Source organism: Larkinella rosea (genome assembly GCF_003858635.1).
GTDB classification, from domain to species: domain Bacteria; phylum Bacteroidota; class Bacteroidia; order Cytophagales; family Spirosomataceae; genus Larkinella; species Larkinella rosea.
In genome coordinates this window covers 609,501-623,576 of record NZ_RQJO01000010.1, presented here as the reverse complement: position 1 = coordinate 623,576, position 14,076 = coordinate 609,501, and the positions used below count along the sequence as shown (strand labels likewise).

At 52.0% G+C, this 14,076-nt stretch carries 14 protein-coding genes; 5 read left to right on the top strand and 9 right to left on the bottom strand.

What is annotated here, in order from left to right; genetic code table 11:
• Positions 1 to 36 precede the first annotated feature (36 nt).
• Both EHT25_RS23405 and EHT25_RS23400 read right to left on the bottom strand, forming a co-directional pair.
• A complete protein-coding gene (locus EHT25_RS23405) occupies positions 37 to 306 on the bottom strand; it encodes a 2Fe-2S iron-sulfur cluster-binding family protein (protein ID WP_124877582.1) in 270 nt (89 codons plus the stop codon).
• Positions 307 to 346: 40 nt separating this feature from the next.
• Entirely contained in the window at positions 347 to 1,012 is a 666-nt protein-coding gene (locus EHT25_RS23400; RefSeq protein ID WP_124877581.1) for an FAD-binding oxidoreductase, read from the bottom strand.
• A gap of 184 nt (positions 1,013 to 1,196) precedes the next feature.
• Between EHT25_RS23400 and EHT25_RS23395 the strand changes: the two genes are divergently transcribed.
• The gene (locus EHT25_RS23395) at positions 1,197 to 1,802 is read left to right on the top strand and encodes a YbhB/YbcL family Raf kinase inhibitor-like protein (protein WP_124877580.1); all 606 of its coding nucleotides are present in this window, start codon (positions 1,197 to 1,199) and stop codon (positions 1,800 to 1,802) included.
• 197 nt (positions 1,803 to 1,999) lie between these two features.
• Here the strand turns inward: EHT25_RS23395 and EHT25_RS23390 are convergent, their stop codons facing one another.
• Complete coding sequence (locus EHT25_RS23390; protein WP_124877579.1) at positions 2,000 to 2,551, bottom strand: cupin domain-containing protein; 552 nt, start codon at positions 2,549 to 2,551, stop codon at positions 2,000 to 2,002.
• A gap of 39 nt (positions 2,552 to 2,590) precedes the next feature.
• On the opposite strand from EHT25_RS23390, the gene EHT25_RS23385 reads away from it, so the two are divergent.
• Together EHT25_RS23385 and EHT25_RS23380 are read left to right on the top strand one after the other, a co-directional pair.
• Positions 2,591 to 3,208, top strand: coding sequence for a TetR/AcrR family transcriptional regulator (locus tag EHT25_RS23385; protein WP_124877578.1), 618 nt, complete (start codon positions 2,591 to 2,593; stop codon positions 3,206 to 3,208).
• Between the two features lie 88 nt (positions 3,209 to 3,296).
• The gene (locus EHT25_RS23380; RefSeq protein ID WP_124877577.1) at positions 3,297 to 3,668 is read left to right on the top strand and encodes a hypothetical protein; all 372 of its coding nucleotides are present in this window, start codon (positions 3,297 to 3,299) and stop codon (positions 3,666 to 3,668) included.
• 16 nt (positions 3,669 to 3,684) lie between these two features.
• On the opposite strand, the gene EHT25_RS23375 is transcribed toward EHT25_RS23380, so the two are convergent.
• From EHT25_RS23375 to EHT25_RS23350, 6 genes are all read right to left on the bottom strand, one after another.
• Positions 3,685 to 5,382 carry an arylsulfatase gene (locus EHT25_RS23375; RefSeq protein ID WP_124877576.1) on the bottom strand — a complete coding sequence of 566 codons (1,698 nt, stop codon included), beginning with the start codon at positions 5,380 to 5,382 and terminating at the stop codon, positions 3,685 to 3,687.
• A 31-nt stretch (positions 5,383 to 5,413) separates the two neighbouring features.
• Entirely contained in the window at positions 5,414 to 6,445 is a 1,032-nt protein-coding gene (locus tag EHT25_RS23370; protein ID WP_262707851.1) for a bile acid:sodium symporter family protein, read from the bottom strand.
• A 32-nt stretch (positions 6,446 to 6,477) separates the two neighbouring features.
• Positions 6,478 to 7,341, bottom strand: a complete 864-nt coding sequence (locus EHT25_RS23365; RefSeq protein ID WP_124877575.1) for a CE1 family esterase — start codon at positions 7,339 to 7,341, stop codon at positions 6,478 to 6,480.
• 23 nt (positions 7,342 to 7,364) lie between these two features.
• Positions 7,365 to 8,159 carry a sialate O-acetylesterase gene (locus EHT25_RS23360; RefSeq protein ID WP_124877574.1) on the bottom strand — a complete coding sequence of 265 codons (795 nt, stop codon included), beginning with the start codon at positions 8,157 to 8,159 and terminating at the stop codon, positions 7,365 to 7,367.
• Between the two features lie 111 nt (positions 8,160 to 8,270).
• The gene (locus EHT25_RS23355) at positions 8,271 to 9,512 is read right to left on the bottom strand and encodes a hypothetical protein (RefSeq protein WP_124877573.1); all 1,242 of its coding nucleotides are present in this window, start codon (positions 9,510 to 9,512) and stop codon (positions 8,271 to 8,273) included.
• A complete protein-coding gene (locus EHT25_RS23350) occupies positions 9,487 to 11,985 on the bottom strand; it encodes a DUF2339 domain-containing protein (protein ID WP_124877572.1) in 2,499 nt (832 codons plus the stop codon). Before EHT25_RS23350 ends, EHT25_RS23355 begins: the two co-directional genes overlap by 26 nt.
• 328 nt (positions 11,986 to 12,313) lie before the next feature.
• Between EHT25_RS23350 and EHT25_RS23345 the strand changes: the two genes are divergently transcribed.
• Both EHT25_RS23345 and EHT25_RS23340 read left to right on the top strand, forming a co-directional pair.
• The gene (locus EHT25_RS23345) at positions 12,314 to 12,727 is read left to right on the top strand and encodes a hypothetical protein (RefSeq protein ID WP_124877571.1); all 414 of its coding nucleotides are present in this window, start codon (positions 12,314 to 12,316) and stop codon (positions 12,725 to 12,727) included.
• A gap of 118 nt (positions 12,728 to 12,845) precedes the next feature.
• Positions 12,846 to 13,988, top strand: a complete 1,143-nt coding sequence (locus EHT25_RS23340; protein WP_124877570.1) for a helix-turn-helix domain-containing protein — start codon at positions 12,846 to 12,848, stop codon at positions 13,986 to 13,988.
• The last annotated feature ends 88 nt before the right edge of the window (positions 13,989 to 14,076 follow it).

Below are 14,076 nucleotides of genomic sequence, written 5' to 3'. Positions count from 1 at the left end.
AGAATGCCTGCCAAACTAAAAACCGCACGAACATTTTCAGAAATAAGCCTCTTCGATCACGATCCGGGCATTGGCCAACTCATCGTCAATGGCAACATCGCAGCTCAGACACCGCATGCCATCAATGCTGACGGCGCAGGTTCCGCAACTGCCCATACCGCTGCAGATTCCGAAACCAGAAATCGGAAGGTAATCGGCGATCAGGCTCATCAGCGAATAATAGTGATTCCGGCGGGTCTGCACCGGCCATTCTTCACCCCGGTAAACCAGCGTAAACAGGATCGTATTTTTTTCCGAGTTTGTCAACCGAATGAAAAGCAAGATTGCCGAAGAAAAAACGGTGCCGTTATTTTTCAAAAACGACCGATTGCGGTTCCGCTCCGTTTTGGGTGACAATTCCGGCAATGGCCTGAATCATCGGATCGGGGCCGCAGATGTAAAACGGTTTTTGGAAATTGTCGACGTGCTTTTTAAGGAAATCCTCGTCAATGTACTGCCGTTGTTGCCTTTCCGTCGTGCTTCGGGTAATCACAAAAACCGCATTGTCGCCCAGCATTTCTTTCAGCTCTTCCGCGTAAATGACATCGCTGGCGGTTTTATTGGAAAAGAACAGCTTGTTGTTTCCAATTTGGTTGTCCTTGTATAACTGGCGAAGGATCGCCATAAAGGGCGTGATACCGGCTCCTCCCGCAATAAAATACCCTTCGCCCTGGTATTCAATCATTCCCCACGGTTCATCGAGGATCAATTCGTCTCCTTCCTCCAACTGACCGATTTGGTTGGTAACGCCGTCGTGGTCGGTGTAGGATTTGATGGTGAATTCCAGGTACGGGTCGGTGTTGAGTGAGGTAAAGGTAAAAGGGCGTTTTTCGTCTTTCCAACCCGGTTTATTGAGGGAAACGTCGGTGGCCTGGCCGGGTGTGAACGCATAGTTTTCCGGTTTTTCCAGGCGAATGCGCCGGACGTTGTGCGTAACCTGCGAGATTGACTGAATCGTTAACGTGTGTTCCATAAGGCTCAATTGTAAAAGGTTAACCGGGCAAAACCCGGCGCCGGGCGGTTTGCAGTAGAAGGAGTGACCCTTTGAAAAGGTTCAGGAAACAGAAGTGAAAATCAGTAAGTTTTTACTTTCAAGCTGCTTTAACGGGTAACCAATTGCCAATCCGTAAATCAGTATTACCAAACCAAGCCATCCGATGAAAAAAATACTCCTCGCCATTGCACTTTCGGTCAGCGCCTTTTCCCGGTCTTTTGCCCAACAACCGGCTCCATCGGGCGCACCAGCCGCCCCGCCCATGCGCTTGACAACCACGGCTTTCCCGGATGGTGGGATTATTCCGATCAAGTTCACCCAGGCGGCTCCGGGCGCGGCACCGGGAGGTGGAACGTCGCCGGAACTAACCTGGTCGAACGTGCCGCCCGGAACGCAGAGCTTCGTGTTGCACATGCACGACGTCGATGTCGCCCGCAACAAAACCGCCGACGACAATCTTCATTGGCTGGTCTGGAACATTCCGGGAACGCTCACCAGTTTGCCTGAAGGCATTCCGGCGGGGGCGCAACTCTCCGATGGCAGTTATCAGGTGAATGTGTTTACGCCCTCGTATCGCGGGCCGGGCGCAGCGGCTTCGGGGCCATTGCACCATTACGTTTTTGAAATTTTTGCGTTGGATACCAAACTCGATATAAAGCCCGGCGCTGACGGCGAAGGCTCGGCGGTTCGGGCCAAGATTTTAAAAGCCATCGAAGGCCATGTGATTGGCAAAGCCGCTTACGTTGGTTTGTTTAAGCGCCCGCAGTAGATCGTGCAATTTCGAATTCGTTCTAATCAAAAACGGCGAACATCATAAAAGAAAGGTTCGCCGTTTTTATTTTCAAATACAATGACGCATACGTAAGCCGAAGAACTGATTGAGCAAGCAGAATATCCCATTCGGGTAATAGACCGTAGTAAGCCTTTTAAATACGACTTGTTTATGGAAATATAACCAGTATTAAATTATTTCAACGGTTCCGGAGCGTCCGAAAAATGTTTGTATTTCCCAAGCAGCCGACCAAGGAAATACGTAAACGGCATAACGGTTTTTTTGACGAAAGCCGGAATTTCAGCCATATCGTACTCCCGGGCGTAGCGGGTCAGTAAATAAGCGCCGTCGAACAATTCCGGCTGGCCTTTGCCTGATTTGTTTTGGGCTTCAAAAATTGATGACAGAAAGAAAACGATGGTGTTGGCGGGTTGAATCCAGCCCGTGCAGCTCAGTTCGTCTTCACCGGCGTTCCAGAACTTATGCGGTGTTCCGCGTTTAAACAGGACACTTTCGCCGGGATAGGCATACTGAACGTCCTGACCTAAAACCTGATAGCCCATTTTCCCGGACGTTACCGTCAGGCATTCATCCTGCAGATAATGGGTGTGCATGGGCGGGCCATGATGGGGGGTAACCCGGTTTTCAACGATAACCTTGTCACCTTGCGCGTCTTTTTCGACGGACAGAAAAGTGAGCTTTTCGCCCAGACAGTTCTGAATGGAATGTGGATAATTGATGTTCATTTTCTTTGATGTTTTTGCAAAAGTAAGTATTTTTGGACAATGTCCAAATTTTTTATGACAACGGAAGAAAAAATTGTTGCCAAAGCCCTTGAACTTTTTAACGAACGGGGAATTGAGTATGTCGGACTACGTGAACTGGCGGCTGTGCTCGGAATACGGGTTGGCAATATCACCTATTATTTCCCGACGAAAGACGATTTGGTTGCCCGTTTATCGGCGGACCTGGCTGTTTTAAATTCGCGGATTACAACGGATCACCTGAGTATCTATTCATTGTTGCAACGTTTTGCGAACGTATTTGGAAACCACGTTCAATACCGATGTTTGCTGCTGAGTTTTGTTCATTTGATCGAACAGAACAAAGCATTGTCCGAAGCGTATAAAGCAACGCAGGATTTGCGCTATAAATCGCTGCGGGAAGACCTGTCGTTGCTGCAAAAAACCGGTTATTTGACCCCCGAAACGGAGGTGGAATTTGTCCTTTCCATGATCACGCTTCTGGTTCGGTTCTGGATTTCGGAGGCCAGTATTTCGTTTCGTCACCTGAGTCCGCCGGAGCAAATCAGCCATTATGCATCGTTGCTGGCCAACTTCCTGATTCCGTATGCAACACCAAAAGGAAAAGAAGATATTCAGCGGTTTTTGGACGATTTATAAAACCGGATTGGATGGAGTTGCGAACATCAATCAGTGAATACGTTTTTTCGACTTAACTTGGTGACTGCCTAATCGTTACTTTTGTCAAATGCGGAAGATTCTTTTCGTATTGCTAATCATTCTGGTTTCAAATTGCCAGTCAACAAACGTGTATACGATTGATGATGTTGGTGAGATTCAGCGGTTCAGCGTTAAAAATAGGGGGCGGAGCCTTTTTGATCATCCTATCAAAGTTTCCGTGGAAGGCAAAACCGACGGCGGGGGTTACATTTACCTCACCGGGGCCGAACAGGGAATTTTACCTCCGAACCAAGCCAATTTTGAAGTTAAAATTCACAAAGGCCGAAATAAGAAAACCCGGGATTGGAGCGTCACGCTGCCCAGCAACTACGCACTGAATTTTGTTTATGTGCCAATCGACGCAAAGGAAGGTGACTTAACGGTTATCGTGGAATGGTAGAACGTTTTTTGAACGCTTAATTGACCACCTTAAAGAAATTCCATTCCTTCCGAAAGTCGGCTTTCATGGTGCCTTTCGGGAAAACGTGGTGGGTGTTCGCCCATTCGTTCCACTGTTTATCGAGTTTGGTAACCAGATCTGGGTTTTCGGCTGCCCGGTTTTGCCGTTCCGTTCGGTCGGCTTCCAGATCATACAGTTCCCACGGCTGGCCGATCATGCCCACGGCTTTCCACCTGCCAAACCGGATGGCGCGGTGGTTTTCGTGCTCCCAATACATGTAATCGTGCAATTGACGGCCCCCTTTCTTCAACACCGGCATCAGACTTTTTCCCTCAATGGGTTGAATGGATTGCCCGTTGGCCTGCGTCGGATAGGTCGCTCCGCTGACCTCCAGAAACGTCGGCATGATGTCGATCAGGTAGCCGGGGGTTGCCGTAATTCTGCCTTTCTGGCTAATTCCGGCCGGATAATGCACGATGAGCGGGGTGGAAATACCGCCCTCATACGAAACGTGCTTGAACCCTCTGAAGGGCGTATTGGAGGCATTGGCCCAAACCGCTCCGTACGAAATTGCGCCCGATTTGGCGGGTACGTTGATGTCGGCAAGCTGACCTCCGCCTAAAACACCACCTTCCTGACAGGCCCCATTGTCGGACAGAAAAACCAGCAGCGTATTGTCGAGTTGCCCGCTTTTCTTCAACTGATCGACCAGTTTGCCGATGTTCTGGTCCATGCGGGAAATCTGGGCCGCATACACCGCCATGCGGTAATCCATTTCCCGTTGTTTGGTAGTGTCCTGTTCCATCCAGGCCGGATAGATGTCCGGACGGGCCGAAAGGCCCCATTGTTTCGGAACGATACCGGTTTTTATCTGCTTCTGCAACCGTTGTTCCCGGAGTGCATCCCAACCCTGGCGGTATTTTCCCCGAAACCGCTCAATGTCCGTGGATAGGGCGTGCAGCGGCCAGTGTGGCGACGTAAAAGCCAGGTACAGAAAGAAGGGCTGCTGGTCTTTTTGCTCCTGCAGGAACGAAATGGCATGATCGGTAAACGCGTCGGTGGTGTAAAACGGCTGACTCACTTTTTCAACGGGCTCGTTGTCGCTCCAGATGCCGCGCGGATGAACCGGATCGAGGTAACTGCTGGCACCCGACAACAAACCGTAAAACCGGTCGAAACCCCGCTGGCGGGGCCGCAAATCCGGCGTAGCGGAGCCCAAATGCCATTTTCCCGCCATGTACGTATGATAGCCCGCCGATTTGAGCACTTCCGCCAGCGTGACGCAGTTGCGGTTGATTTCACCCCGGTAACCGTACACGCCGTAATCGTAATTAATGGCGTTGTTGGGCTCTTTGGTCATGTGGCCGATGCCCGCCTGATGCTGAAACAGACCCGTCATCAGCGACGCGCGGGTGGGACAGCACCGGGCCGTGTTGTAAAACTGCGTAAACCGGACGCCCTGACTCGCCAGCTGATCAAGGTTGGGTGTTGGAATCTCGGAACCGTAGCAGCCCAGATCCGAATAGCCCATGTCGTCGGCCATGATCAACACAATATTGGGTCGTTTGGCAGCTTTTGGCGCGGGTAAATGAGGATTGGAAACCGATCGATCGGTCGATTCCGGCGAGAAAAAACTGCTGAAAGCGGCCAGAAAAACCGTAGTTACGGGGAAGAAAATGCTCAGCAGGACAGAGGAGAAACGTTTCTTTTTCATGAAAAGTGGAGCGGTCAGATTTATGGAATAGCTATTCGGTTATCGCCGAATTCCGCCGGGCAATGGCCTGCGCCAGCACACTGGCGGCAATCAGCTGGAGCGCGTGGTACATCATGATCGGCAACAGAACAATGCCGACGACGTTGGCCGGAAACAGCACGTTGGCCATGACACTGCCCTGAACGAGTGATTTTTTGGAGCCGCAGAACAAGGCCGTAATCCGGTCTTCGCGGCTGAAACCAAGCAACCGACAGACGACACTGATCAGGCCGTAGACCAGAAAAAACAGGCCGAGCATCAAACCGCCAAGCACCAGCAGATCCGGTCCCGTCAGGCTTTGAAACATCCGGCGCTCGAAGGATTCGCAAAATGAGGTGTAAACGATCATCAAAATCACGATTCGGTCGAAATGAGTGAGGTATTTCTGCGTCCATTTGGCAAAACCGCTCAACCGGCGGTTTAACAGCAAGCCCAGCACAACGGGCGCAATGACCTGTAAGGCCAGTTTCCCGATCACGCCCGCCAGGTCATACTGACCGGATTCGGTGGTTAAGACGAAACCCATCCAGACCGGCGTAATAAACACCCCGATCAGGCTGGAAATGCTGGCGTTGAAAATGGCCGCGGGCATGTTTCCGCCCGCAATCGAAACCATCACGACGGACGACGAAACCGTCGACGGGAGGGCGGCCACGTAAAACGTACCGAGCCACAAAAGAGCGGATTCGTCGGTTTGAAATAAGCCTTTTGTGCTGAGAACGATGATCGGAAAAACCACAAAGGTGAACAAATGAACCACCGCGTGCAGTTTCCAGTTGCTCAAACCTGCCTTCAGTTTCTCGAAATTCAGCTTCAGTCCGTAGAAGAAGAAAATAACCGATACGCCATAATTGGCCAGGCTCGACAGCGAGAAAGGCCCTTCCTGCACACCGGGCGTCGGACAGAGATACGCCAGCCCGATCATGCTCAGCAGCGCCAGCAGAAACCAGTCCAGCCCGGCCCGGCCCGCCAGCGTACGGAGGGAAGAAAACGTAAATGTTGAGGAGGTTGGGTGGCTTTTCACACACTAAAATCGATTGGGGTGGAGACGGCTAATCAGTTCATCTGCCGCCTGAAAAACGCCAGGGCTTCCAGGTACACATTGATGTCGTTCGGGTAATCGTGTTTGCCATTCAGCACCTTCAGCAGCGTCACTTCCGGTTTTCCTTTTTCCTTGTACGTATACCGTTCAATGGTTTTGCCGTCGTTGGGATCGGTATCGGGCAGGAGTTCTTTCTGCGGTTTTCTTCGATAACCCGCTAATTCCGACCAATACTGAAACGTCCGGTCGGTCGACCGCACCAGTCCCAGGCTAATCCCATTGGTTTTGACTTCCCCACCTTCGTAGGGGTTTGTTTGATCCGCCGTACCATTCACGATCATGACCGGAACGGCCATCCGTTTTTCCACACAGTCGAAGTTGTTCGTGTCGGGCAGATTGGCAATGAGCGCGGTAATAGCCCGGAACCGTTCGGGCATCGTCAGTGCCAGTTTGTAGGCCATGTGCCCACCCCCGGAGGTTCCGACGGCAAAAACCCGCCGGGTGTCGATTTTGTACTTGTCGGAAAAATAGTCGATCATTCCGCCAAAAAACGCGTTTTCGTTGATGTTTTCGATATTGGCCGCCGACTGAGCGGTTTTTCGGCACTCGTTCCAATACCGCTTGTACCCATCGGGATAAACCAGCAGAAGGTTCTCGGCGGGGGCAACTTCTTCCAGTTTTTTTGCGCCGTTCCGAACGCCCTGCCCATTGCCGCCCGACCCGTGCAGGGCAAAAATAAGGGTAGCCATCGGTTTCGCCGGTTTCAGAAAATGAAACGTCCGGTAATGGCCGTCAATCCATAGCGAATCGCTAACGAGCTGGCATTGCGCCGTTCTGATCGACAATACGAATAAGAGAATGGTGAACAATCGTTGCATGAATCAGGAGTGCCGACCGGTTTTTACGGTTTGATTTTTACTAATTTCTTCTGGATAAATACCTCGGCATACCGCTGTCCCAGCGCCCGGGCCGATGGTGTGTCAAAATGGGTGGAATCGCCTTTGTGGACCAGGCCGGTGGCCAGCACGCAATACGAATTCGGAATCCGTTTCGTGGCCCGTTGCAGGGTTTGGTTGATGATTCCGGCATTTGGATTGCGGTTAACGACAAAATCGCCCAGCGTTCCCACCACAAACGGTACGTCGGGTGCGTTCAACTCCTTCCGGAACCGCTGAACGAGTTCAACCAGTTTGTCTTCGTAAACAGTTGCCTTTTCGGGCGTGGAATCCGATTCGCCCTGATGCCAGATAAAACCGGCCAGCTGACCGTTCTCAAGGGCTTTGCGGGCCCGGCGCAACGCGTCGTCGTAGGGATACGACTTCGTTGGTTCGTAATAGGCACCCGGTTTCCAGACATCGATTCCAGAACCGCCGACCGCGCAAGGCACCAGGCCTATGTTGAGGTTGGGATAAGCCGCAGCCAGTTTTTTCGCAAACGACAAACCCGGCCCCACGCCAATAACGGCGGGTTTGTCAAAGTGCATCGGGTCGCGGGCCGGAACCCAGGTTTGCTCTTTGGTCAGCATCCAGACGTGCGGGTCCGGCTGCTGATCTTCTGCTTCGGGGACCCCGCGTCCGGCCATATTGGACTGACCAATGAGCAGAAACAGCTGGAGTCGGGGTGGCACGTCTTGCCGGAAAGCCAGCGTGATACCAACAATGAGCGCAAAAAAGGCGGTTTTGACGACTCGGGTCATAGCATTCGTTTTTTAGCAAAAACCGTCTCGTCGTCAATTATACTGAGTTTTTCAGGATAAATGCCGTTTTTCTTACGGAGAACTAAAAAACCGCCCGGCGAATGACGAAAGCTACCGGTTTTTCAAATCCGTAATCATCTGGTACGAAAAGTAACTTAACAGCGCCAGAACCAGCCCGATCGCGACCCAGATGACCCAGGGATTGGCGGCAAAAAAGGAGGGAGAAGATGCGGCTGAAACCGCAACCGGCGTTGGCATAAGTGCCAGGATACTCGGCAAGCTACCCGGTATTTTATCTTTAAAATAAGGCAAATCGTAGGTCGGTGCACCCACCGCCGGATTACCCAGCGCGAAGTGATACGAATTTCCCGGCTGCAACTCCGCCACCACGTACGTATTCAGTTGCCAGGCCTGGATCGCGCCAATTTTCAACGGCTGGTTGTTCTGATTTTCGATCAGCAGGTACAACTCGTTGGTTTGCAGATTCGGCAGCAAAACCGTGTGCAAGCTGTCGATGGAGTTGAGTTCGAACGTTTTCAGGGTTTCAAATCCCGTTTGCAGCCGTCTGCGTTTCGTTTTCCAGGTCCGGCGTTCGGCCAGTTCCACACGTCGGCGGTATTCCACCGGATAGTCAACCGAAATGGTCAGTTTATCCGGTCGCGATAGCGTATTAAAAGCAATCCGAACCTGACTTTTATGATCTTCCGGCTGTTCTTTCTGCGCAAACGAGACGCCGGGAATCGCCGAATACTGGCCTTCGTCGGTGGTAGTCGTGTAATAACCGACTTTGAGAATGTTCAGTGGGGCACTCAGCGAGTCGTTGATTTCCAGTTGGTAATATGCATAATCGCTCAGCGGAAAACCGATGATTCGGGCTTCCGAGGTCGTTTCGGTGCTGGCGACCGGTTCCAGCAGATAATTATCTTCAATGCCGTACCAGGTTTGGGCGTCGTTGCTTCCGCTCAGCCGGGCCTTTTTGCGGAGGTTCGTGTTTTTAATGATCAGCCCAAGGGAACTGATCGGTTTTCTGTTGCCATTTCGCAAAACCAGCTTGGTCGAAACGGCGGAAGTTATTTTACTAACCAGCTCATAGTCGTTGAATTGAACCTTTTGGTTCGGTTGGTCCCGGTTCAGAATGTATGGTATTTCCTGCTTTTTTTCGTCGAATAACCGAATATCGCTGCGGTCCGCCTTCAACTGCCCGACGACCGCAGGAGGCAGCAGAATGCGGTAGTAACCGGTTTTTTGAACGGCCGGAATTTCGGCCCGGAAGCCGAAGGACTGCGCCCGACCAATAAACGCAGCCACTACCAGCAAAATCGTGCAACTAAGAAACCGGCTCCTGGGGCGCATGGGTATCGTCGATGAGAATTAATTTCCTGATTTTCTGGTACATGAACGAAATCACCAGCAGCAGCACGCCCAGAGAAATAAAGGCGGCAATTTTTCCGCCCTCCGAAATGCCCTGAATGTCGTACAGGAAGAGCTTGGCGATGGTCAGGCCAAAAAGACTGAGCGACAAAATCCGGAGCTGGCGGTTTTTGCGGTTCAGGCCCACCCACATAAACACGAACGCACAAACGCCCCAGAGAATGGGCAAACCGACTTTATTGATCTGAATCAGGAGTTCGTCGAAACGCTGCATTGCGGGCTGACCCGCCAAACCACCGGTTTTCGATCCCGCAAAACTGAAGTAGATCACGTGCGCAAACAGCTCGGAGGTGGAAATATAAACGATCACGTAACCCATGAACCAGGGCCACAACCGGAGTAGGATGGGCGGCAGCGGCTCCAGCCGGGCTTTGTTGCGGTCGATGAACCAAAGAATCAGCAGGGCGAAAACCACGCTGAAATAATGAACCGGAAAGCCGATCAGGCTGGGTTCGGAGCGAAGAAAATAGTCGTTCAATAGCTCCATCGTGGCCGGGCTGAACGTGGCCAGATAGGCAATCATTCCGACCAGACCGAGCCCGGTAGTGATCCACATCAAGCCGCGTTGGCCCGCTCGACCGGCCCAAAACAGCAAACCGGTTGCGAAGGCCAGGTTGTAACAGCCCATCAGTATAACCTGATTCGGACCAAAACCGATGCGGTTGGCGGTTTGGTAATCCAGTTCGAAAATGCCCGCCAGGTAGAGTGTCAGAATCAGCATAAACCGCACGAACGACCGGTAGTTGTGCACTTCCAGTTGACCAATCCAGAACTGGAACGGAGCGGTCTGGGTGTTCAGCAGACGGAGAGTGGCGACCAAACCGACAACGGAAACGATGCTGGTGACGAATGCTTTATTGAGAATGATGGGCATTGGCGGGTTGGCATCGGCTCCGTACAAAGCCGCCCAATCCATCCCTAAACTGACGAACATCAGTCCCAGCACCAGGATGGAAGCCGTCGAGATGAGCTTCAGGCCGGATTTTTGCGACAGCCACAACAGCAGTACGGCTTCGAGCGCCCAGAACATGGTAATGAAATTGCCTTCCAGTTGAATCGGGATTGCCAGACTCACAAACGTAATAACCAGGCCGATCAACAGATAAATCAGGTTGCGATCAATGGCCTCCCGACGATACAGGAACGTCGCCAGACCAAAGTTGATGACGGCCAGCGCCACCGTAAACAAGCCCTGAAGCGCTTTGTGATCGCTGTTTTCCAGAATCACCATTCCGGCGGCAAAAAAGAACGCCGTGCTGCTGAGCAACAAACTGATTTCCAGCGCCGAAAACCGGGTGTTTTCTTTCAGGTTATTGATCAGATTCATCGCCATGAAAACGACGTAAAACAGCGTGGCAAAAACAAACGCGCCCGGGGCCGGTAGTTTATGGTCAATGACCACGTCGGACAGCCAGGCACCATAGAGCAAAACCGTAAAACCGTAGGCGACAATGTGTACCAGATTCCACTTTTTGAAATACGCCAGCACCAGCATGCCCACATCCAGAATCAGGATGTACGTCAACAGCACTACATAATTTCCTTCGCCGGTACTGACCATAAACGGCGTTGCAAAACCGCCCACCAGCGACACCACGGCCAGCTCGACCCGGTTGTAGGTTATCGCCAGGAGGATCGAAAAACCGGTGATGACCACCATGATGACAAAGGCGGTTGTCTGGCTGAAAATGTGGTAATCCTGAAACGCAATGGCGATCGTGAAATACAAAACCGCCAAACCGCCCCCGACCAGCACCGAACTGAAGGCTCCGAACGAATTCCGCAGCCGATGCGCCACGCCAATCAAAGCGCCACCCGCCAGAATACCGATCAGCACGCGGCCAATTTCATTGATCCAGTTCTGATCGATGGCGTATTTAACGAAGTAGCCAATGCCCAATACCAGAATACCGATCCCGATTTTGTTGATGAGGTTTTCGCCGATGAACTTCTCCAGATCGGGATTGTCGCGCAGAAACCGCTGAAAGAATGACAATTGCGGCTCGGCCGGAACCGGCGGTAAAGTGGGCAAAACCGGTGCCGCTGGTTCCTCGCTGACCTGCGGAATCGGCGGAGGCAGAACGCCTTCCGGATTGAAAACCGGTGGTTCGATGATGACCGGTTCGGGAATGGATTCCGGTTCGGGATGAATGATAATGGGCGGAGCCGCTTCTTCCGTGACTTCGATCACCGCTCCGCGTTCGTCCAGGATGGTATGTTTCGTTAGCGAAACGGGCTGGTCGCCGGTTTCGAACAAGCTGCGGATTTGGGACAGGTCGGCCCGCAGGCGGCCCAGTTCCTCGTTCTGGTGCTGAACCAGTTGTTTGACATCGCTGAATCGACTGAACCCAATCAGAATCAGGACAATGACGATGACTAACAGAAACGCTTCCATAGAGCGATTGGCTGGTGGGTAGGAGGTAAAAGTCGGTTTAGGTTGACTTGTACGCGCTGGTAAGATACACGAAGCGTGCGCGTCAGGCAAACCTTTTCAGGGTAAAGTTTACGAATTGGACGGGGCTTCCCTACCGCAACTTGACAATTGGCGGAAATGGGTTGACAAGTCACCAACTCTGGTTTGTAACTCGCAGGCATTGATCGGTGAAAAACTCCGGCTGATCGGTGAAAACCGTCTCCCGGTCGAATGGACGAAAAACCGGTTAAACGCAGCTTCAAAACCGCCCTCTAAGAATCAGTAACGCACAAATAAACAACTTACGATCATGAAAACGACAATCTTATCCCTCGTAGCCGCAGCCTTAGTAAGCATCAATGTTTCATTGGCTCAGCGTCCCTATAATCCGAATGCCAACCGTCCGAACGCTCCGTTCAACAACACCAAACCCGGTTCGCGTTTCGACGATGTGAAAGAAGACATCAAAATCGATAAACTGGACGCCATCGTTGATCTGTCGCGGAAACAGGAAAAAGAATTGAAGCGCATCGAGGATCACTACGACCATATGGAACTGGTGACGATGCAGCGCCGGAATCCCCAGCAGTTTCAGCGTCTGCAGGCCCAGAAACAGCAGGAAATGCTGGACGTGCTGAATAAAAAACAATTGCAGAAATGGATTGCTTTCCAACAATCCAACAACCGCTTCGACCGTGGAAACGGTTATGGTCGCCGGGGCTAATCCCATCGGGTTCAACTACTATCTCAGGCCCGCCTTCTCCAACGAGAGGGCGGGTTTATTTTTTGTGGAAAGCCCGGTTTTGCATTGAGTGGTGTCAATCTTTTCGGTAATTTGCCGTATGACTATTCCACCGCTGGATTTAATCCTTTTGCTCGGAACGGCCCAGGGGTTTATCCTGGCGGCTTTGTTGTGGTTGAACCGCAAGGGGCGTCGGTTGTCGAACCGCTTGCTGGCGGCTCTGGTCGGTTTGCTGGCGTCGGCCAGCCTGGCGGTCGGGATTCCGATCGCGAATGCGTGGATCAACCTGTTTGTCGATTTTGTGCCGCTGATCATCGCAATGCCGTTCGGACCGCTGGTGTATTTCTACACCCGTTCGATGCTCGACTCCGATTTTCGGCTGGGCAAACGGGAAAAGCGGCATTTCTGGCCCACAGTGATCGATTTTGGCAGTAAGCTGATGGCCTGGATCTTTCTGTTTGGCCTTTTATTTGGCTTTTTCGAGCACAACGATAACCGAAAAGTGGGCTGGCTGATGGACGAATACGATAAGTACGCCGACATCCCGCGCTGGGTTTCGGCGGCCATCTACCTGTTTCTGACCAACCGCTGGCTATCCCGATTCCGGCAATCAAATCCGGAACCGACGGAACAGCAACAGTCCAAAATGCGCTGGCTCCGGCAATTCCTCACGGTTTTTCTGGTCTTTCAAACGATCTGGCTGCTGCATCTGATTCCGTACATTATTCCCCAAACCAGCAATGCGCTGCTAGACGCGTTTGGCTGGTATCCGCTCTACATTCCAATTGCGATCATGATTTACTGGATTGGGTTGGGTGGCTACCTGAATGCACGCAATACCGATTTTCCCCAAATCGAACCCGTTCGGAAACCAATCACCACGGTTTTGCCGGACGAACTGGTTCAGGAAACGTCGAGCGGGTTGCGGAAGGCGATGGAAACCGATAAGCTCTATCTGGACCCCGAACTGACCGTCGAGAAAGTGGGGCGGCATTTGCAGGTTTCGCCCAAAACCATTTCGGCGGTGTTGAATCAGCACCTCGGCAAAAGCTTCAATGGGTTCGTCAATGAATACCGGCTGGAAGAGGTGAAACGGCGGCTCAACGATTCGGCTTACGCCAACCTGACGCTGACCGGCATCGCGTTCGAATGCGGTTTTAATTCGCAGGCCACTTTCCAGCGAAGTTTCAAACAGCTGACCGGTTTCTCCCCCAAAGAATACCTGAACCGACAGGCTGCGTAATTTTTACAATTCCGAATCGAAGTTTATCAGCCCACGGTTTTAACCGTGCGGAACCGGGACGGTTGGAATGGGATTGGTAACAACCGTT